The following is an 18,258-nucleotide window of genomic DNA, read 5'->3' as shown; positions in this document are numbered from 1 at the left end:
CGCATAACAGGCATCAACCACCACCCGCGACGACGAACCGACCATGATCACTCGCCTTGTTCTGCAAACCGCGGCCTGGCTGGCATGCATGGGCGCGCTGTTGTTCGGCGCCGCGGGTACGCTCGCGTGGCCCGCCGGCTGGTGGTATCTGATCGAGACCGGCGGGCTGAGTTTGTGGGTCGGTTTCTGGCTGGCGCGCCACGATCCCGGTTTGCTTGCCGAGCGTCTTGCGCCGATCGTGCAGGCGCAACAAAGCCGCTGGGACCGCTTTTTCATGGTGGGCGTGGCGGTGATGTGGAGCGCCTGGCTCGTCCTGATGAGTCTCGATGCGATGCGCTATCGCTGGTCGGCACCGCTGCCGGTCTGGCTGGTGAGTGCCGGCTCGCTCTGCATCTTCGTCTGCATTTTCATGTGCCTGTTCGTCTTCCGGGCCAATAGCTATGCCGCGCCCGTCGTGAAGATCCAGGCAAGCCGGGGTCATAGAGTCATCGACACCGGCCCCTACGCCTATGTCCGTCATCCGATGTACTCGGCAGCGCTGCTGTTGTTCATCGGCACGCCCTTGCTGCTCGGCTCGTGGTGGGGACTTGCCTGCGTGCCGCTACTGGTGATCGGCATCGGCTGGCGCGCGGTGCGCGAAGAGCGCGTGCTGGCGGCAGAGCTCGAGGGCTACACCGCCTACACCACGCGCGTGCGTTATCGCTTCGTGCCGTTCATCTGGTAGGGCGCGCTGCGCGCCAGCTCGAAGCGCGTCAGCGCCTCGCGTCACAACCTGTCTAGACAAAATGCACCACGCTGACGCATGCGCCGGCGACCGGCATATCGTCTTTTCGCTTTCAAAACTCCCTTAAAAGCCTTATTGCACGGTCGCGCATAGGGGCTTACCCGATGATTTCGGCGATTTCGAAAAAATCCTCTTGCAGGGGTTTTTTGACTCATGCAAGCTTGTCTATACAAATTAGACGGCAGTAAAAACAGCTCGACGGTTTCCTCAATCAAAGGAGTTTCGACGTGAAAGTGAAGCGCACGACGTTAGCAAAAGCATTGATGGGCGCCGTACTCGGTGCCGCGACGATTTTCGCGGCACCGGTGCAGGCCAAAGACTGGAAGACGGTGACGATCGCGCTGGAAGGCGGTTACGCACCATGGAACCTGACCTTGCCGGGCGGCAAACTGGGCGGCTTCGAGCCTGAGCTGGTCGCCAATCTGTGCGAGCGCATCAAGCTCCAGTGCAACCTCGTGGCCCAGGACTGGGACGGCATGATCCCCGGTCTGCAAGCCGGCAAGTTCGACGTCCTGATGGATGCGATCTCGATCACGCCCGAGCGCGAAAAAATCATCGCGTTCTCGAAGCCATACGCCGCCACGCCGGCCACGTTCGCCGTGACCGACGCGAAAGTGCTGCCCAAGGCCGTGCCGACCGCGGGCGTCGTCAAGCTGTCGGGTGATCCGAAAACCGATCAACCCACCGTCGACGCCTTGCGCAAGCAATTGAAGGGCAAGACCATCGGCATTCAGTCGGGCACGGTCTACACCAAGTTCATCAACGACGGCTTCAAGGACGTCGCCACGATCCGCGTCTACAAGACCTCGCCTGAGCGCGACCTCGACCTGGCGAACGGCCGCATCGACGCGTCGTTCGACGACGTGACCTACTACGCCGCCAACATCGACAAGAAAGAGACCGCGTCGATCATCATGGCCGGCCCGAAGATCGGCGGCCCGATCTGGGGTCCGGGCGAAGGCCTCGCGTTCCGCAAGCAGGACGCCGACCTGAAAGCGAAGTTCGATACCGCGATCAGCGCCGCGCTCGCCGACGGCACCGTCAAGAAGCTCTCCGCCAAGTGGTTCAAGACCGACGTCACGCCTTGATTTGCCTGAGCGTTCAGAGGTAACGGCCGGCGCGGCGTGAAAAGCCACGCTCGTCGGCTGGTTCGAACCGCCGTAATGGATGAGGGGTAGGGAATGGCTCTGATAGAGATGCTCGGCTTCGGGCCGGAAGGCTGGGGCGGCGTGTTGCTGCTCGCGGCGTTGATGACGGTCGCGCTCACGCTTGCTGCGCTCGCGGTCGGCGCCGTGTTCGGCGCGTTCGTAGCGGCGGCCAAGCTGTCGCGCTTTCGCACGCTGCGTGTGATCGGCGACCTGTACACCACGGTGTTTCGCGGCGTGCCTGAGTTGCTCGTCATCTATCTGTTCTATTTCGGCGGCTCGACGCTCGTGACCACGGTCGGCCAATGGTTCGGCGCGGAAGGCTTTGTCGGCGTACCGCCGTTCGTGGTCGGCGCGCTCGCGGTCGGCATGATTTCCGGCGCGTATCAGGCCGAGGTGTATCGCTCGGCGGTGCTCGCGGTGTCGCGCGGCGAACTGGAGGCGGCGCGTTCGATCGGCATGCCCACCATGACCATGGCGCGCCGCATTCTGATTCCGCAAGTCTTGCGCTTCGCCTTGCCCGGCATCGGCAACGTCTGGCAGTTGAGCCTGAAAGACTCGGCGCTGATTTCCGTCACAGGGTTGGCGGAACTGCTGCGCACCAGCCAGGTGGCGGCGGGTTCGACGCATCAGTACTTCACGTTCTTCGTGGTGGGCGGCGCGCTGTATCTGCTGATGACCAGCGTCTCGAACCGGATCTTCAACCGCGCCGAAGCGCGCGTGGGCCGATCCTTCAAGCGCAACTTCGCGCGCAACTGACGAGGACCGGACATCATGCATTTCGACTTCGATTTTCTGCTCGACACGCTGCGGCAACTGATCGCGGCCGTGCCGACCACGCTCGGGCTGTTCTTCTGCTCGTTGATTCTCGGCGGCTTGCTCTCGCTCGTGATCGTCACGATGCGCGTGTCGCCCCACTGGCTGCCGAATCGCTTCGCGCGTGCTTATATCCTCGTGTTTCGCGGTTCGCCGCTGCTGATCCAGATGTTCCTTGTCTACTACGGCATGGGCCAGTTTGGCGTGATTCGCGAGAGCTTCCTGTGGCCGGTGTTGCGCGAGCCGTACATGTGCGCGGTTTTGTCGTTGGCGCTGTGCACTGCCGGATATACCGCTGAGATTATCCGCGGCGGTTTGATGGCCGTGCCGGTCGGTCAGATCGAGGCGGGCTATTCGATCGGCCTGTCGGGTTTCGCGCTGCTGCGCCGCGTGATCGGGCCGATTGCGTTGCGCCAGTGTTTGCCGGCGTATTCGACGGAGGCCGTGCTGCTCGTCAAATCCACCGCGCTCGCCAGTCTCGTCACCGTGTGGGAAGTGACCGGCGTCGCGCAGCAGATCATTCAGCAAACGTATCGCACCACGGAAGTATTCATCTGTGCCGCGCTGATCTATCTGTTCCTGAATTTCGTCGTCGTGCGTTTGCTCGGCTTCCTTGAGACGCGTCTGTCGCGCCATCTGCGTGCGGCGCCCGCGCAAAGCTCGCCGAGCCGGCCGGTTTCGGGCACGACCGAAGCACGCCGCGCCGCGCCCTGAACGATCGCACATCTTGCAGAATCTGGAGAATCCCATGAACGCTACGGCACCTGTTGCACTGTCGGTCAAGAACATCCATAAGTCGTTCGGCGACCACCACGTGCTCAAAGGCATTTCGCTCGACGCCCATCAGGGCGACGTGATTTCGATTCTCGGCGCGAGCGGCTCCGGCAAGAGCACCTTTCTGCGCTGCCTGAATCTGCTCGAAACACCGGATGACGGCTCGGTGGCTCTTGGCGGCGAAGAGCTGAAAATGAAGCGGCGCGGCGACGGCAAACTGCAACCGAGCGATCGCCGCCAGGTGGACCGGGTCCGCTCGCAGCTCGGGATGGTGTTTCAGAACTTCAATCTGTGGTCGCACATGACCGTGCTGGAGAACCTGATTGAAGGGCCGATGCGCGTGCAAAAGCGCAGCCGCGCCGAATCGGTTGAAGAAGCGGAAGCGCTGCTGGCGAAAGTCGGCCTTGCGGAAAAGCGCGCTCACTATCCGGCCCATCTGTCAGGCGGTCAGCAACAACGTGTGGCGATCGCGCGTGCCTTGGCGATGCATCCCAAGGTGATGCTGTTCGACGAACCGACCTCGGCGCTCGACCCCGAACTGGTCGGCGAAGTGTTGCGCGTGATGCGCTCGCTCGCCGAAGAAGGCCGCACGATGCTGGTCGTCACACACGAGATGGGTTTCGCGCGCCACGTGTCGAATCGCGTGATGTTTCTGCATCAGGGGCAGGTGGAGGCCGACGGTACGCCGGACGAAGTGTTCGTTGAATGCAAGTCGGACCGTTTCCGCCAATTCGTGTCGAGCCATCAGGATCGCACGACTAACTAACCGATCGGCATTGGCTGGTCATCCCCTCGTCACTTCACTGGGCAGAGCACTATCATGGCCGTGATCCGTTCCGATTGTTCTCTTAACTGGCGTCAGGTTGCAGCGGTTGCTGCCGGCGAGCCGCTTGAGCTTTCCGCCGACGCTCGTGCGCGGATCGCTGCGTCGCGCGAGCTGGTCGAGCAGATCGTCGCGCGCGGCATTCGCGCGTATGGCGTGAATACCGGCGTCGGTGCCTTGTGCGACGTGATCGTGTCGCCGTCCGAGCAGCACACGCTGTCGCGCAATATTCTGATGAGTCATGCAGTCGGCGTCGGGGTGCCGCTCGGTGCGGCAGAAACGCGCGCGATCATGGTGGCGGCCGTCAACAATTATGCACACGGCCATTCGGGAATTCGCCTCGAAGTCGCCGACCGGCTTGTCGCGTTGATCAACGCCGATTGCCTGCCCGAAGTGCCGACGTTCGGCTCGGTGGGTTATTTAAGCCATATGGCGCATATTGCGCTGGTCTGTATCGGCGAAGGCCATGTGCGCTATCGCGGCGAACGGCTCAAAGGGCGCGACGCATTGCAGATGCTCGGGCTCGAGCCCCTGGTGCTCGAAGCCAAGGAGGGCCTCAGCCTCGTCAACGGCACACCGTGCGTGACCGGTCTCGCTGCGTTGGCATTGGCGCGCGCCGAGCGCCTGCTCGACTGGTGCGACGTGGTTGCCGCGATGAGCTTCGAGAATCTGCGTGGCCAACTCGCTGCGTTCGATGCCGAATCGCTGGCATTGCGCATCTCGCCCGGCCTGAGCCTCGTCGGCGAACGGATGCGCACGGCGCTCGCAGACAGCGGCATCCTTGCCGCGGTGGTTGGCCAGCGCACGCAAGACCCGTTGAGCTTGCGGACCATTCCGCACGTGCACGGCGCCGCGCGCGACGTGTTGGCCGCAACCGCCGACGTGCTCAACCGCGAGCTCGCATCGATTACCGACAACCCGATCGTCGCCGGCACGCCGGAAGACCCGCGCGTCTATTCGCAGGCGCATGCGGTGGGGGCGTCGATCGCTCTGGCGATGGACAGCCTCGCCACCGCAATCGCGCAGGTCGCTGCGATGGCCGAACGGCGTCTCGACCGTCTCGTCAATCCGCTCGTGAGCGGCTTGCCGGCGTTTCTCGCGGAACCGGGCGGCACCTGCTCGGGTTTCATGATCGCGCAATACACGGCGGCTTCACTGGTCGCCCAGAACCGGCGCCTCGCGATGCCCGCGAGTCTCGACGGCGGCATCACGTCGGGCCTGCAGGAAGACCACCTGTGCCATGCCACGCCCGCTGCGCTGAAGGCGTTGGAAATCGTCGACAACGCCGGGCGTATCATCGCGATCGAATTGCTGGCGGCGGCGCAAGCCTACGATCTGCAAAGCGTCGATGCATCGCGCGCACCGCACACCGACTCGCTCTGGCAGCGCGTGCGTCAGGTCGTGCCGACCTATCGTGACGACCGGCCGCTTGCGGACGACATGACGATCGCGTTTCGCATGATCGCCGATGAAACGCCGCCACTGCTGCCAAACCCGGGTAATATTCGGCCCGGGCTGGATGCTTCAGCCAGCGGCGCAGGTCTTGCCGCATTGCCGAGCGTGACGGGCGTCGGCGCCACCGGCATCGGCACCGACCCTGCGGCCAACGACGGCGGGGCGGCTGCCCACGCCGGTTGACGGACCGGGTTGCCGGGCCTGAATCGATGCACTTGAGTTTGACGGACTTGAATCGATGGAGACAAAGCCGGTGAGCGGGCTTACCCGCCGGTGAACCGGCCTGACGTGTACCACCCGCGTACCACCCACGAGGTCGACGTGAACACTATTACAAACGCGCAAATCGCAGACACGCAGGACTCTCCTGATCGCAGCCATGAGACGCCGGCCAAGGCGATGCCCGCCTATGAGCAGATCAAGCGCTACGTGATCAGGCGCATCAGCGAAGGGGACTGGAAGCCGGGCGGCTTGATCCCATCCGAAACGGAGCTGGTCAAGGAATTCGGTGTCGCGCGCATGACCGTATCGCGTGCGTTGCGTGAACTCACCACCGAACGCGTGCTGACGCGCGTGCAAGGTTCCGGCACGTTCGTTGCGCCACAGCGCTACGAATCGACGGTGCTGGAAATCCGCAATATCGCCGACGAAATCGCCGCGCGCGGCCATCGTCATTCCGCGCGTGTGCTGACGCTCGAACCCAGCGACGATCCGCAAGCGCTCGAAGCGCTCGGTCTCGCGAACGGGCCGGCGTTTCATTCGTGCATTGTGCACAGTGAAGAGGGCGAGCCGATCCAGTACGAAGATCGCTACGTCAATCCGAAGGTGTTCCCGGACTACTTGCAACAGGATTTCACGGTCGAGACGCCGAATCATTACATGGTGCGGCTCGCGCCGATCCAGCGCGCCGAGTTTCGCATCTACGCGCAGAAGCCCGACGCATATGTGCGGCGGCATCTGATGATGGATATCGGCGAACCCTGCCTGCAGCTATGGCGCCGCACCTGGGTCGGTGACGATGTGGCGACCTCGGTGCAGCTATGGCATCCGGCGTCGCGGTTTCATCTGGCGGGCAACGTGTGAGTGGCAGGCAGCGGACGAGGGCGCGGCGCGCGCCCCGCTAGCCCTGGCGCTGCGACAGATCCGGCGTGAACCGGCAACCCAGCCGATACCGCGAGCCCGGATGCACGAAACGCGCGAACGTGACCGCGACGCCGCTCGTCCATGTGCGGCGCATCAGCGTGAGGCAAGGCTCGTCGGGGCGAATCTCCAGCCACTCGGCTTCGGCGCGTGTCGGCAGGCCCGCGTCGACGACATGCTCGACGTCGTGCGCCGGAACGGTCTCGAACAGATACTCGGACGGCCTCGTCGTCGAGAAATCCTGCTTCAGGAAGTCTGGTGCGGTGACCGGATTGACGTAGCGGTCTTCGAGCTGCACCGGCAGACCGTTCTCGCGATGCACGCAAATCACATGAAACACGGAAGCGCCGGGCGCCAGCCCTAAAGCGTTCGACACCGTCACCGGCGCGGTTTCGCGTTGCGAGAGGACGGTGTCGTAGCTGTATTCGTGACCCCGCGAGCGGATCTCGTCGCCGATATGGGCGATCATCAACAGCGTCGATTGCGGTTTGGATTGCGCGACAAACGTGCCGACGCCGGATACACGGGTGACAAGGCCTTCGTCGGCGAGTTCGCGCAGCGCGCGGTTCACCGTCATGCGCGACACGCCCAGCGTCGCGACCAGGTCCAGCTCGGATGGCAGACGGTCGCCCGCTTGCCGCGCGCCCGATTCGATGATCTGGCGGATGTGATTCTTGACCTGTTCGTAGCGGGCGGCCGGCGCGGCGGTGGCTAGGCGCGCGGTTTTCATCGCCGCGGCGGGCGGGTTGTCGTGAGCTTTGCTACGAACGGTGGAGGACATCGGCAGCCCTCGCGCTACATTCCGTGCGAACCAGGCGAATCGGGAAAGCGCCGGTGCAGGTTCATACCGGCTCCGTATCGTCAGGGCCGCGCGTCCAGAAAGCATTGCGGTCGAAGTAGTTTTGCAGGAACTGCCGCAAACGCGGCTGTCCGGCGTCATGAAAAACTTCGCGCGGCTTGCCTTGCACGGCGATGCGGCCCTGGTCGATGAACATCACCTTGTCGGCGACCTGCGCGGCAAAGCCCATTTCATGCGTGACCACAGCCATCGTCATGCCGTCGCGCGCGAGTTGCTTCATCACTTGCAACACCTCGCCGACCAGCTCGGGATCGAGCGCCGAGGTCGGCTCGTCGAACAGCATGATGTGCGGCTCCATCGCCAGCGCGCGAGCAATCGCAACACGCTGCTGCTGGCCGCCCGAGAGTTTCGACGGGTAGGCATCGCCCTTATGCGCGAGGCCGACTGTTTCCAGCATCGCATTGGCGCGGCGGCGCGCTTCATCGCGTGACAGACTGCGCACGCGCAGCAACGCTTCCATCACATTGCCGAGCGCCGTCATATGCGGCCACAGGTTGAATTGCTGAAACACCATGCCGACGTTGCGCCGCACGCGATTGATCTCGCTCGGCGACGCTCGCACGCGTTTTCCATTGCGCTCGCTATAGCCGAGCAGTTCGCCTTCGATGCGCACGTCGCCCTGATCGTAGGTTTCGAGCGCGGCAAGGCAGCGCAGCAGCGTGCTCTTGCCCGATCCCGACGGGCCGATGATGCAGACCACTTCGGAGCGGGCAATCTCGAGATCGACGCCGCGCAATACCTCGACTTCACCGAAGCGTTTCTTCAGGTTGCGCACTTCGATCAGCGGCGCGCCGGGCGGCGTATCGAAGGCCGCGGTGGAGGTGGAAGACGGCATGTCGGCGATAGCGTTCATAAGATGGTCCGGATTCCGTTCATGCCATGAAGCGCGCAATGCGGGTTTCGGCCCACATACCCGCGCGCGAGGTCAGTTCGACCAGCGCGAGATAGCACACGCACAGCACCAGCAGCGTTTCGACGAAAGCGAAGGTGGCTGACCCAATGCCGGTCAGCACGAACGTGAGTTCGGGCACGGTGACGATCGACAGCACCGCGGTTTCCTTGCTCAGCACGATAATCAGATTGGTCAGCGCAGGCACGATCAGCACCAGCATCTGCGGCACCTGAATGCGCAGGACGGCCTGCCAGCGGGTGAGTCCGAGACAGGACGCCGCTTCGAGATGACCCGGCGGCACCGATTGGAAACCGGAGCGGAAGGCTTCGGCGAAATACGCACTGCCGTAGAGGCCCAGGCCGAGCACGCCGGCCGTCATCGGTTCGAGCGTGAGGCCAAAGGAAGGGCCGCCGTAGTACAGCAAAAACAGCTGCACCAGAAACGGCGTGCCGCGAAACATCTCGATGTAGAACCGCAAAGCGCCGCGCACCCAGCGTCCGCAAAAGAGCTGCAGCACGGCGATCAGGAAGCCGATCAGGATGCCGATTGCGACGCCCGCGGCCCAGGTGCCGAGCGTGGTCGCGAGACCGGCGGCAATCGGCTGCAGGTTGTGCGTGATGACGGTGGGATCGAGCTTTTGCATGGCCTATTTCAATCTCAAGCTCAGGGTCGGTCAGGCGTGCTGCAAGCGGTATTCGGCGGCATGCGCGACGAGTGCCAGCGTGCCGCAGATCACGAAGTAAATCAGCCCGGCGGCGAGGTAGGCTTCGAGCGGCCGATAGGTGCTGGCCGCGATGTTCTGCGCGGTGCGCGTCAACTCGGCCACGCCCACCACCGAGATCAGCGACGAAGCCTTGATCAGCAGCACCATTTCATTGACGAGCGAAGGCAGCGTCAAGCGGAACGCCTGCGGCACCAGAATGCGCCGCAGCATGTCGAACGGCGACAGCCCGAGCATGCGCGCGGCTTCGAGATGACCCGGCGGAATGCTGAGGAAACCGCCGCGCAGAATCTCGGCGATATAGGAAGCGGAGCACAGCGACACGGCGCTGATCGCGGCGACGATGGGCGATACATTGATCCCGGCGAACGGCAGCAGGTAATACACCAGCAGCAGTTGCACCAGCATCGGCACGCCGCGAAAGAAGAACACGTAGGCGCCGCCGAACATGCGTGCCGCGCGGTTCGGAGAGAGCCGCGCCGCGCACACGCCGATCGCGACGAAGAAACCGATCAGGAGACCCGTCAGCGAAATGCCGATGGTGGCGAGCGCCGCATGCAGCAGCAGCGGCAGGCCCTGGACGAAGACGGTCGTGCTGAACATGACATCAATAGTTCGGCACCGGCATCGTGGTCGGCGCATCCATGGCGACGCCGAACCACTTTTTCTGCAAGGTCGCAAGGCGCCCGTCGCTGTGCATTTTCACGAGCGCGGCGTTGAAGGCATCGGCGAGCGGTTTGCTGTCCGGGTCTTTACGCAGGCAGTAAGCAAAGTACACTTTCGCGCCGAACGGCGGCTGGACCACGGCGAAGGTTTCGGGCCGTTGTTTGGCGACGTACGCGATGTTGGTCATCGAATTCGCGACCGCGGCGATGCGGCCGGCGGCGAGATCGGCGTAAGCCTGATTGTTGTCGACGTATTCGCGGATTTCAGGCGGCTTCGGCAAGGTGGCGACGTAAGTCTTCAACTGATCGAGCTGGGCCGAGCCTTTGCCCGCGCCGACCGTCTTGCCGGCGATATCCGACGATTGCTTGACGGAGGCATCGTTGGCGCGCTTGAGCAGCGCGTCGGTGGCGTCCGCGATCGGCAGCGTGTACGTGTAGCGTTCCATGCGCGCCTTCGTGACCGTCAGCGGGCCGCCCACCATATCGAACTTGCCGGCTTCGAGACCCGGCAGCACGCTCGGCCACGGCAAATCGATGAAGCGCACCTTCACGCCCAGTTCCTTGCCGATCTCGGCAAACAGATCCTTGTTGAAGCCCGCTTGCTGGCCGTTTTCGAGGAAGTCGAAGGGCGCGAATTGCATCTCGGTGCCCACTACCAGTTCGCCTGCTTTCTTCACTTTGACGAGCTGGTCTTCCGCGTGGGCGGCGACGCTTGCGGCGCACAGCGCCAGCATGACCAAACGACACTTCCAGCCTGCAAGGATGCTCATGGGATTCTCCGGTTGGCAAAGCGGTGTCGCGCGAAAGCGGTTCGTCAGCACGGACCGGCGCGAGTCATGCGATGCAGTATATACCGCAGTTTTCACGCGAAATAAATAAAACCGCGAGTAGAGAAAAGCCCTTACGTGAAGCCCCGCAAAGCAACTTGCGGGTGCGCTTTTGGCGGTATATACAACTGGAATGCACGAGGCGCGCGAGCTTGTCGCGAGCGATTCGCAAGCCTCTTTCCTCAGTTGAATTGGCCGGCTTTCCAGGGAGCAGTGCAATGCCCGTGACCCGCATTCCGATCATCGATCTTGCCGGCGTGCGTGCCGGCGACCCACAGGCCTTGACACGCGTGGCGCACGAAATTCGCGAAGCCTGCACGACGATCGGCTTCTTCTACGTCGTCAATCATGGCGTCCCGCAAACGGCAATCGATGCAGCCGAGCAGGCCGCCCGCACGTTCTTCGCATTTCCGGTCGAGACGAAGCGGCGCGCGGCGGTCAATCAACGGCATCGCGGTTTCAATGCGCTCGGCGACGCCACCATGTACCAGGCGAAGCGCCCCGACTACAAGGAGTTCTTCAGCATCGGCCTGGAGTTGCCGGAGGACGATCCCGATGTGCTGGCCGGGCAGGCGCTGCGCGGGCCGAACAACTGGCCGGATTTCATGCCCGATTTGCGGCCCGCGCTTTACGGCTACTACGAAGCGGTCGCGGCATGCGGGGCCGATCTGCTGCGGGCGGTGGCGGTGAGTCTCGGCGTCGACGAGCATTTTTTCGCACCGCGCTATACGAAGCGGATGCAGCGCACGCAGATGGTCTACTATCCGCCGCAGCCGCCTCAATCGGACGCGGATCAATTCGGCGTCGCGCCGCATACCGACTACGGCTGCATTACCCTGCTGTGGCAGGATCGGGTGGGGGGCTTGCAGGTGCGCGAGATCGCCAACGATACGTGGGTCGATGCGCCGCCGATCGAAGGCAGCTTCGTGGTGAACGTCGGCGATCTGCTGGCGCGTTGGACCAATGACCGCTTCCGTTCCACCTTGCATCGCGTGATCAATGCGTCGGGGCGCGAGCGCTATTCGATCGCGACGTTCTATGATCCCACTTACGGCGCGATGGTCGATCCGCGTGAGCTCGGCACGAGCGACGCCGATCTCAAGTACCAACCGGTCGCCGCGGGTGACTACATCCTCGGGCGGATCAACGATTCGATGGGCTATCGCAAGAAACGGGCGGTCGAAGGCGCGCAAGGAACCCCTGCATGACCGATAACCGTTCGACAAACGGCGAGGCGAGCACTGCGAGCAGTAACGCAGCCCACAGCGCCGCGCCGCTCTCCGCAACACTCGACGCGCTGCGTGCCGCGCTCGGTGCCGACACGGTGCGCGTTGGCGAGCAGATTGGCGAGCACGCGATGACCGACTGGACACGCCACGATCCGACGCGCCCCGCCGCGCTGCTCTTGCCGCGCAGCACGGCAGAAGTCTCGCGCGCGCTGGCGATTTGCCACGCAGCGCATCAACCGGTGGTGCCGCAGGGCGGCATGACCGGTCTCGCCGGCGGCGCGATTGCGCGCGCGACCGATATCGCGCTGTCGCTCGAACGGCTCACCGGCGTCGAAGAAATCGACACCGCCTCGGCCACGCTGACCGTGCGCGCCGGCACCACCTTGCAAACCGCGCAGGAAGCCGCAGCCGAAGCCGGCTTCGAACTCAGCCTCGATCTCGGTGCACGCGGCTCGTGCCAGATCGGCGGCAATCTGGCGACCAACGCGGGCGGCAATCGCGTGATCCAGTCGGGCACCGCGCGCGATCAGGTGCTCGGCCTCGAAGTCGTGCTCGCGAATGGCGACGTGCTGACTTCGCTCGGCAAGATGGTCAAGAACAACACCGGCTACGACCTGAAGCACTGGTTCATCGGTTCGGAAGGCACGCTCGGCGTGATCACGCGTGCGGTACTGCGGCTTCATCCGCCACGCACGGCGCGCCATACCGCACTCGTCGCACTCGACGGTTACGATGCTGCCGTGAACCTGCTGCGCCGTCTGTCGACGCGCTTTGGCAACGACATCGGCGCATTCGAGATCATGTGGCCGGATTTCTACGATTTCGGCGTGAAGCTCACAGGCACGCGCTCGCCGTTCGACGATTCGCACCCGCTCTATGCACTGATCGAGCACGCGAGCTTCGACGCGAGTGACGACGGCGAACGCTTCTCCGCCGTGCTGACCGACGCGCTCGATTCACAAGCGATCCGCGACGCGGTGATCGCGCAATCGGTGGCCGACGTGCGTGCGTTATGGGCGATTCGCGAATGCACCGCGGAATTTCCAGTGCGGCTCGATGCGATCAACTTCGACGTGAGCTTGCCTATCGGCGAGATCGGCGCTTTCGTCGACCGTTGCCGCGCGGCGCTCGATCGGCGCTGGCCGGGCAACGTGTCGTATTTCTTCGGCCATATCGGCGATTCGAATCTGCATGTCACCGTGGATGGTCATTCGATCCCGGGCGTCGATCATCACGCGGTATATGCGTTCGTCTACGAGATGTTGGGGCCGTTGCACGGTTCGGTGTCGGCGGAACATGGGATTGGCTTGCTCAAGCGCGAGTTCTTGCCGATCTCGCGCTCGCCCGCCGAGTTGGCCGCCATGGCCGCCATCAAACATGCGCTCGACCCGCATGGCATTCTGAATCCGGGCAAGCTGCTTTGAGCCGCGTGAGCCACGTGAGCCGCGTGAGCCGCGCGATTTACCGCGGCGTGTTTTCGGTGCGCGCCAGCAGTTCGCGGACGTAAGATCCGGATACGCGTTGGCCGTTTCGTCAATGCGTCGCGATGGAATCCAGGCCGGTCGATGTGACGTCGGGTTGCGCGGCGGGTGAGGCGAGGTAGTCGAGCAGCGCCTTCGCTTCTTTCGGATGCTCCGCACCTACCGGAATGCCTGCAGCATATCGCGTGACGGATTGCACCGACTCCGGAATCTTTCCGACGAAGGTTGCGCCCGGCACCGGCAGCAATTCACTGACCTGCTGGAATCCCACTTCGTAATCGCCATTGGCGACCACAGAGGCGACCGGAATCTTCGGAATCATCTTTGCTTTGGCTTTCACCTGATCCTCGATGCCGAGCTTCCTGAAGAGCTCGCGCTCGATATAGACACCGCTCGCGCTGTCCGAGTAGGCGATCGATCTGGCATGCAGCAAGGTCTCTTTCAGCGCATCGACCGAGCTGATATCCGGCTTCGGCGCACCGCTGCGCACGGCCATGCCGATCCGGGAATCGGCAAGCTCGACGCGCGATCCGGGCATCACCTTGCCTTGCTTGATCAGATCGTCGAGCGCGTAGCCGACCATGATGACCACGTCCGCGTGCTCGCCGCGCTCGAGCCGGTTCGGAATGGCTTCCGGCGATTTGCCCATCGACGGCCCGAGTATCGTGTCGAGCGTATTGCCCGTCGACGCCGTGAACTTGGGGCCGAGCAGTTTGTACGCGGCGGTGAAGCCGCCCGAGCTCATCACGTAGAGTTCGGCCGCCTCGACATGAGCGGTTGCAACGGTGCCGGCCAGCAGCCCGGCGGTCAACATGGTCTGGAAGAAGGTTTTCATCCGGATAAGCGTGGCAGTCTGAGATGGATAAGGGCGTGAGGGGCTCACGAGGCCAGGCGCGTCGACCGCAAGCGCATCGACTCGCTTTCCTTATACATACCATAGCTGGACCCGCGCAAGAACAGCGGGCCGCGCACGACACGGGCGTGCGGCTGCTGGATGCTCCGACCTGAATCGAATCGATCTGAACCGATCCGATCGCAACGCTGCGCTCAACCTTCGTCAATGCGCATTCAGATACCGCGCAATCACCGGGTAGACATCCACAGCCGCGTTCTTGCCGAAGATACAGTCGATGTGCCCGTAGCCGGGAATCAGATGCCGCTCATACGGCTGCTCGGGGAAGCGATTGACCAGCATGTCGTAGGTGCGCAGGGTACTCGTCGGCAGATAGGTTTCGTTTTTCTCGCCGTGGATGAAACCGATCGGCAGGCGCATGCCTTCCAGACCCTTCATGCCGTCCGCGCCGCTCAGATAGACGTCCTGGCCTTCGGCATCGACGACCTTGCCCGCCCGCACCATCGCTGCGAGATGCTTGAAGACGGAGACGTCGTGCACGCCGAGCAGTTCCTGCAGGTTCGAATGAAGCGTCTCGTTCAGTTGTTCGTGTTCGTAGAGCAGGCCGTAAAGGAAGGTCGCCCGATGGCAGATCGGGCTGCCGCAGCCCTGTTTATGATTGAGCGGGTAGAGCCGCAACGCTTCGTCGAGCAGATTATGAGGCCACGACCTGTGCTCAGTAAAAGCGGTCAGGTCGAGCACGCCGAGATGTTCCATGATGTCCGGGACGTGCAACCCGCACTTGATCTTTTCCAGCGTGCCCGGCACCGGATGCGCCGAAACCTGCGAGATGACGGCCGAGCGCACGCCCTTGAGGCCGTACAGCAGCGACATGGTCAACGCCAACCCGCCCATGCAATGGCCCAGCACCTGAATGTCCGGCATGCTGGTCAGCTCCCGCACTTTGGCGACCGCCGCCGGAATGTCCTCGCGCGCAACCTTGTCGACGTTGGTCGGCACCAGCACGCTCGGCATTTCGATGCTGACGCGCAGATCGACGAGCCACACGTCGTAGCCGGCTGCACAGAGATATTCCACCAGGTTGGTTCCGATCAGATCGGTGGAGTAGATCCGGCTTGAGACGCCCGAGCCGTGGATCAGCAACACGGGACGCAGCGGTTTGTCGGGCGGCCCGGCATAGCGCGTGAGTCGCAACGTGGTCCCGTCAGGCGTATCGAAGAAGACCACTTGCGGCGCGGGCGCGCGTAGCGCACGTTTCAGGCGCGGCTCCGCCTTCGGATCATAAAACTGCAGGGGCGCGGCCACGCCGCCGTATTCGGTGAACAGCACGCCCGCGAAAAACTTGCCGAACTTCAGGGTCCATTCAAGGCGCGTTATCAGGTCGGGCGTGTTGGTGACCTCGAGCGTGCGTTGCTGCTTGAGGAAATTTTCTGGGGTGATGATCAGCGTCGCCTTGCCGATTGGCGGCGCATCCGCCTGCGCCGACTCGCGGAGTTCGGCATAGAGCGTGTTGGTCTGGTCCCATAGATTGATTGGCGACGTACGCGTGATGATCTTCTGTCCGCTCAGATAGTACGTCTTGCCCTCGGTGGAATTGAGCGTCATGCGGTAGTTCATGTTGCGCTCGTCCACGTCCGATTCGTTGACCACGAACAGGTTGAAGGTGCCGCCGGTGATCGTCATCGGTTGCGCGGAGAGCGCGGGGCAAGTCAGCGTGCCCGTGGTCTGGGCCAGATGCTGCGGATTGCTCAGCATATCGGCCAGATCGTCCGATTCCACTGTCAGCGTGAATTCGATCGGACTGGTGGCGGCCTGGCCCGCCACGGCCGGCGTATAAGTGCCGATCATCGTTTCGGTGAAGCGCAGGCCGATCTTTTGAGGCGCGGGTGTAGCGGCCGTGCCCTCGGCCAGGTAGTCGATGTTCCAGCCGCGCGCGTTGGCGAGCAGCGCGCAATTGCGTTCCGCCAGCGCGGAAATCGTCAGCAGCGGATTGACGCCGAGCGACATCGGCATGACCGCGCCATCCATGACGTAGAGGCCTTCGTGCACCGCATTTCCGGTCGTGCCGCTGAAGACCCGACCCTGATGGTCGACGACGCCGCGCGCCGCATCCTCGCCCATTCCGCAGCCGCCGAGCGGATGCACCGTGACCACCCGGTTGCCGAGCATGGCGGTCGAAATCGGATCGCGCAGGTATTTGCCGCCGAGCGGCGCTTGCGCCTTCTCGAGCGTTTCTTCGACGGTTTGGAAGATCGGCTGCTTGCCGGCGTTCGGCCAGGCGATGCGCGGCCTGCCTTTGTCGTTCACGCTGATCTGGCCGCTTTCGTCGTCATGCGCCATCACCAGGTAGGTTTGCGTGTGATTGAGCGCGCCGTGATAGGGGCCGCGCAGGAAGCTCTCGATCACGCGCGCATCGTAGCCGAGCGGTTCCCCGGCGGCGCGCGGCGTGGGAATGTCGACACCCTCGAACGGCGCCGCGCCGCCCAGCAGCGCGACCAGTGCGGCGCCGACCGGCCCGGCGAGCGAGCCTTCTTCGATCACGAAGCCGTCCGTCACGTCAGGGGTGTCGCGATGGTCGATGATGCCGGTAATGGTCGGCCCGACCGGCGGGATGTCGCCTTTCTTGTGCGCGCCCCAGCCGACGCCGTTGATCACCTCCTCGGTGTTGTACGCGAAGGCCAGCACGTCGCCGTTACCGGTGAAGTGTCGACCGAGCATGTCCGACACGCTTAGCCCCTCATTGCGCGAGCGCAGCAGCAGGGCGCTTGAACCGATCGTACCGGCCGATACGATGACAACGTCGGCGCTCACGAACAGATCGGGCGCGTCATAACTCTCGCGCCCCAGCTTCACTTCCTGAAAGCGCACGATCCACTTTTGCGTGGCGGCGTCGCGCAAGACCGAATGCACTGCCGCGCCGGTGAAAATATGGGCGCCGTGCGCGACCGCATCAGGCAGATAGTTCATGTGCGTCGAATTTTTCGCGTCGTAGTTGCAACCCGAATTGCAATCGCCGCATCCGACACAGGCTTTCTGCTCGACGCCCGCAGCGTTGACACGGTCCTCGAACGTGACCGTGACCGGCGGGGGGTAAAAGCGATCTTCCATGCCGAGCGCCTGCGCGGATTGCTTGAGCGCCTGCAGTTTCGGCAACTGCAAGAAATCGCCGGACACCGCCGAGGGCTGCAGCATGGCGCGAGCAAGTTGGTAGCCCCTGTCGCGTCCCGCCTTGTCGGCGCGCAACGCAGCGGGCCAGCGGTCGTCGTCCCATAAGCGCGGTTCGGCTTCGAGGGCGACGTTTGCGTTGATCAGCGAGGTGCCGCCCAGTCCGCAACCCACCACGGCATTCACATCTTCATTCACGTGCACTTCGAGCAGCGCGAGCGGCGAGCCGATTTGTGCAAGCGCGGTGTTGTACTGCACCTGCGCGGCGCCTTCGAGCGGCGTGCGCGGATAGTCGCCGGCCATGAATTCGCGCCCGCGCTCCAGCACGCAGACGCTTCTGCCGGCACGCGCCATACGGCTTGCGGCAATCGCACCGCCATATCCCGAACCCACCACCACCACGTCGTAATGCGACTGCATTGCTGTCAGGGCGCTCGATAAGCGGTTCATTCGGACCACCTCGTCAGGAAGGGGATGCCGGGTAGGGGAACCCGGACTTCGGAAGGAAGACGGTATGCGGCTGCGGCTTTTTTATCGTAGGCGGTGCGCGATGACAAAAAAAGGCGCATCGTACGTGGCGCGTGGCGCTTGCGTGGGATGCGGCGCTTGCGTGGGGTGTGCCGATTTCC

Annotated in this window: 16 protein-coding genes; 9 read left to right on the top strand and 7 right to left on the bottom strand. The window is 63.5% G+C overall.

The window, feature by feature from the left end:
* Positions 1 to 43 precede the first annotated feature (43 nt).
* From DSC91_RS08440 to hutC (DSC91_RS08410), 7 genes are all read left to right on the top strand, one after another.
* Positions 44 to 724, top strand: coding sequence for a methyltransferase family protein (locus tag DSC91_RS08440; protein WP_115777706.1), 681 nt, complete (start codon positions 44 to 46; stop codon positions 722 to 724).
* Positions 725 to 1,047: 323 nt separating this feature from the next.
* Positions 1,048 to 1,872 (top strand): transporter substrate-binding domain-containing protein, encoded by an 825-nt coding sequence (locus tag DSC91_RS08435; RefSeq protein ID WP_373291922.1) that lies wholly within the window; start codon positions 1,048 to 1,050, stop codon positions 1,870 to 1,872.
* Between the two features lie 93 nt (positions 1,873 to 1,965).
* Complete coding sequence (locus DSC91_RS08430; protein WP_115777704.1) at positions 1,966 to 2,688, top strand: ABC transporter permease; 723 nt, start codon at positions 1,966 to 1,968, stop codon at positions 2,686 to 2,688.
* A gap of 15 nt (positions 2,689 to 2,703) precedes the next feature.
* A complete protein-coding gene (locus DSC91_RS08425) occupies positions 2,704 to 3,459 on the top strand; it encodes an ABC transporter permease (protein ID WP_115777703.1) in 756 nt (251 codons plus the stop codon).
* A gap of 34 nt (positions 3,460 to 3,493) precedes the next feature.
* A complete protein-coding gene (locus DSC91_RS08420) occupies positions 3,494 to 4,285 on the top strand; it encodes an ABC transporter ATP-binding protein (RefSeq protein WP_115777702.1) in 792 nt (263 codons plus the stop codon).
* A 54-nt stretch (positions 4,286 to 4,339) separates the two neighbouring features.
* Positions 4,340 to 5,980 (top strand): HAL/PAL/TAL family ammonia-lyase, encoded by a 1,641-nt coding sequence (locus DSC91_RS08415; protein ID WP_115777701.1) that lies wholly within the window; start codon positions 4,340 to 4,342, stop codon positions 5,978 to 5,980.
* A 138-nt stretch (positions 5,981 to 6,118) separates the two neighbouring features.
* Complete coding sequence (hutC, locus tag DSC91_RS08410; RefSeq protein ID WP_115779751.1) at positions 6,119 to 6,880, top strand: histidine utilization repressor; 762 nt, start codon at positions 6,119 to 6,121, stop codon at positions 6,878 to 6,880.
* A gap of 37 nt (positions 6,881 to 6,917) precedes the next feature.
* Here hutC (DSC91_RS08410) and hutC (DSC91_RS08405) read toward each other — a convergent pair whose 3' ends face one another.
* The 5 genes from hutC (DSC91_RS08405) to DSC91_RS08385 all read right to left on the bottom strand — a co-directional run bounded on the left by hutC (DSC91_RS08405) (position 6,918) and on the right by DSC91_RS08385 (position 10,844).
* The gene (hutC, locus tag DSC91_RS08405; protein ID WP_115777700.1) at positions 6,918 to 7,718 is read right to left on the bottom strand and encodes a histidine utilization repressor; all 801 of its coding nucleotides are present in this window, start codon (positions 7,716 to 7,718) and stop codon (positions 6,918 to 6,920) included.
* Positions 7,719 to 7,779: 61 nt separating this feature from the next.
* Positions 7,780 to 8,649, bottom strand: coding sequence for an amino acid ABC transporter ATP-binding protein (locus DSC91_RS08400; protein WP_115777699.1), 870 nt, complete (start codon positions 8,647 to 8,649; stop codon positions 7,780 to 7,782).
* 19 nt (positions 8,650 to 8,668) lie between these two features.
* Positions 8,669 to 9,331 (bottom strand): amino acid ABC transporter permease, encoded by a 663-nt coding sequence (locus DSC91_RS08395; RefSeq protein WP_115777698.1) that lies wholly within the window; start codon positions 9,329 to 9,331, stop codon positions 8,669 to 8,671.
* Between the two features lie 30 nt (positions 9,332 to 9,361).
* Entirely contained in the window at positions 9,362 to 10,012 is a 651-nt protein-coding gene (locus tag DSC91_RS08390; RefSeq protein WP_115777697.1) for an amino acid ABC transporter permease, read from the bottom strand.
* A 4-nt stretch (positions 10,013 to 10,016) separates the two neighbouring features.
* Positions 10,017 to 10,844 (bottom strand): transporter substrate-binding domain-containing protein, encoded by an 828-nt coding sequence (locus DSC91_RS08385; RefSeq protein WP_115777696.1) that lies wholly within the window; start codon positions 10,842 to 10,844, stop codon positions 10,017 to 10,019.
* A 275-nt stretch (positions 10,845 to 11,119) separates the two neighbouring features.
* On the opposite strand from DSC91_RS08385, the gene DSC91_RS08380 reads away from it, so the two are divergent.
* Positions 11,120 to 12,109 carry an isopenicillin N synthase family dioxygenase gene (locus DSC91_RS08380; RefSeq protein WP_115777695.1) on the top strand — a complete coding sequence of 330 codons (990 nt, stop codon included), beginning with the start codon at positions 11,120 to 11,122 and terminating at the stop codon, positions 12,107 to 12,109.
* Entirely contained in the window at positions 12,106 to 13,554 is a 1,449-nt protein-coding gene (locus tag DSC91_RS08375) for an FAD-binding oxidoreductase (RefSeq protein WP_175171985.1), read from the top strand. The genes DSC91_RS08380 and DSC91_RS08375 overlap by 4 nt, the downstream gene beginning before the upstream one ends.
* A 109-nt stretch (positions 13,555 to 13,663) precedes the next feature.
* Here the strand turns inward: DSC91_RS08375 and DSC91_RS08370 are convergent, their stop codons facing one another.
* Positions 13,664 to 14,446, bottom strand: a complete 783-nt coding sequence (locus tag DSC91_RS08370) for a substrate-binding domain-containing protein (protein ID WP_115777694.1) — start codon at positions 14,444 to 14,446, stop codon at positions 13,664 to 13,666.
* 222 nt (positions 14,447 to 14,668) lie between these two features.
* Complete coding sequence (locus DSC91_RS08365; protein ID WP_115777693.1) at positions 14,669 to 18,079, bottom strand: alpha/beta fold hydrolase; 3,411 nt, start codon at positions 18,077 to 18,079, stop codon at positions 14,669 to 14,671.
* Positions 18,080 to 18,258: the final 179 nt, after the last annotated feature.

The sequence above is a fragment of the Paraburkholderia caffeinilytica genome, from assembly GCF_003368325.1.
Classification (GTDB): Bacteria; Pseudomonadota; Gammaproteobacteria; order Burkholderiales; family Burkholderiaceae; genus Paraburkholderia; species Paraburkholderia caffeinilytica.
The sequence above is the reverse complement of the archived record's forward strand: the minus strand, read 5'-3'. Positions and strand labels throughout refer to the sequence as shown.

What these genes read in the sequence shown, in the direction of transcription:
- DSC91_RS08370 (WP_115777694.1), bottom strand. Translation starts at nt 14,446, where the DNA reads ATGAAAACCTTCTTCCAGACCATGTTGACCGCCGGGCTGCTGGCCGGC.
- DSC91_RS08375 (WP_175171985.1), top strand. Translation starts at nt 12,106, where the DNA reads ATGACCGATAACCGTTCGACAAACGGCGAGGCGAGCACTGCGAGCAGT.
- hutC (WP_115777700.1), bottom strand. Translation starts at nt 7,718, where the DNA reads ATGTCCTCCACCGTTCGTAGCAAAGCTCACGACAACCCGCCCGCCGCG.
- DSC91_RS08420 (WP_115777702.1), top strand. Translation starts at nt 3,494, where the DNA reads ATGAACGCTACGGCACCTGTTGCACTGTCGGTCAAGAACATCCATAAG.
- DSC91_RS08430 (WP_115777704.1), top strand. Translation starts at nt 1,966, where the DNA reads ATGGCTCTGATAGAGATGCTCGGCTTCGGGCCGGAAGGCTGGGGCGGC.
- DSC91_RS08440 (WP_115777706.1), top strand. Translation starts at nt 44, where the DNA reads ATGATCACTCGCCTTGTTCTGCAAACCGCGGCCTGGCTGGCATGCATG.
- DSC91_RS08365 (WP_115777693.1), bottom strand. Translation starts at nt 18,079, where the DNA reads ATGAACCGCTTATCGAGCGCCCTGACAGCAATGCAGTCGCATTACGAC.
- DSC91_RS08400 (WP_115777699.1), bottom strand. Translation starts at nt 8,649, where the DNA reads ATGAACGCTATCGCCGACATGCCGTCTTCCACCTCCACCGCGGCCTTC.
- DSC91_RS08380 (WP_115777695.1), top strand. Translation starts at nt 11,120, where the DNA reads ATGCCCGTGACCCGCATTCCGATCATCGATCTTGCCGGCGTGCGTGCC.
- DSC91_RS08425 (WP_115777703.1), top strand. Translation starts at nt 2,704, where the DNA reads ATGCATTTCGACTTCGATTTTCTGCTCGACACGCTGCGGCAACTGATC.
- DSC91_RS08435 (WP_373291922.1), top strand. Translation starts at nt 1,048, where the DNA reads ATGGGCGCCGTACTCGGTGCCGCGACGATTTTCGCGGCACCGGTGCAG.
- DSC91_RS08415 (WP_115777701.1), top strand. Translation starts at nt 4,340, where the DNA reads ATGGCCGTGATCCGTTCCGATTGTTCTCTTAACTGGCGTCAGGTTGCA.
- DSC91_RS08395 (WP_115777698.1), bottom strand. Translation starts at nt 9,331, where the DNA reads ATGCAAAAGCTCGATCCCACCGTCATCACGCACAACCTGCAGCCGATT.
- DSC91_RS08390 (WP_115777697.1), bottom strand. Translation starts at nt 10,012, where the DNA reads ATGTTCAGCACGACCGTCTTCGTCCAGGGCCTGCCGCTGCTGCTGCAT.
- DSC91_RS08385 (WP_115777696.1), bottom strand. Translation starts at nt 10,844, where the DNA reads ATGAGCATCCTTGCAGGCTGGAAGTGTCGTTTGGTCATGCTGGCGCTG.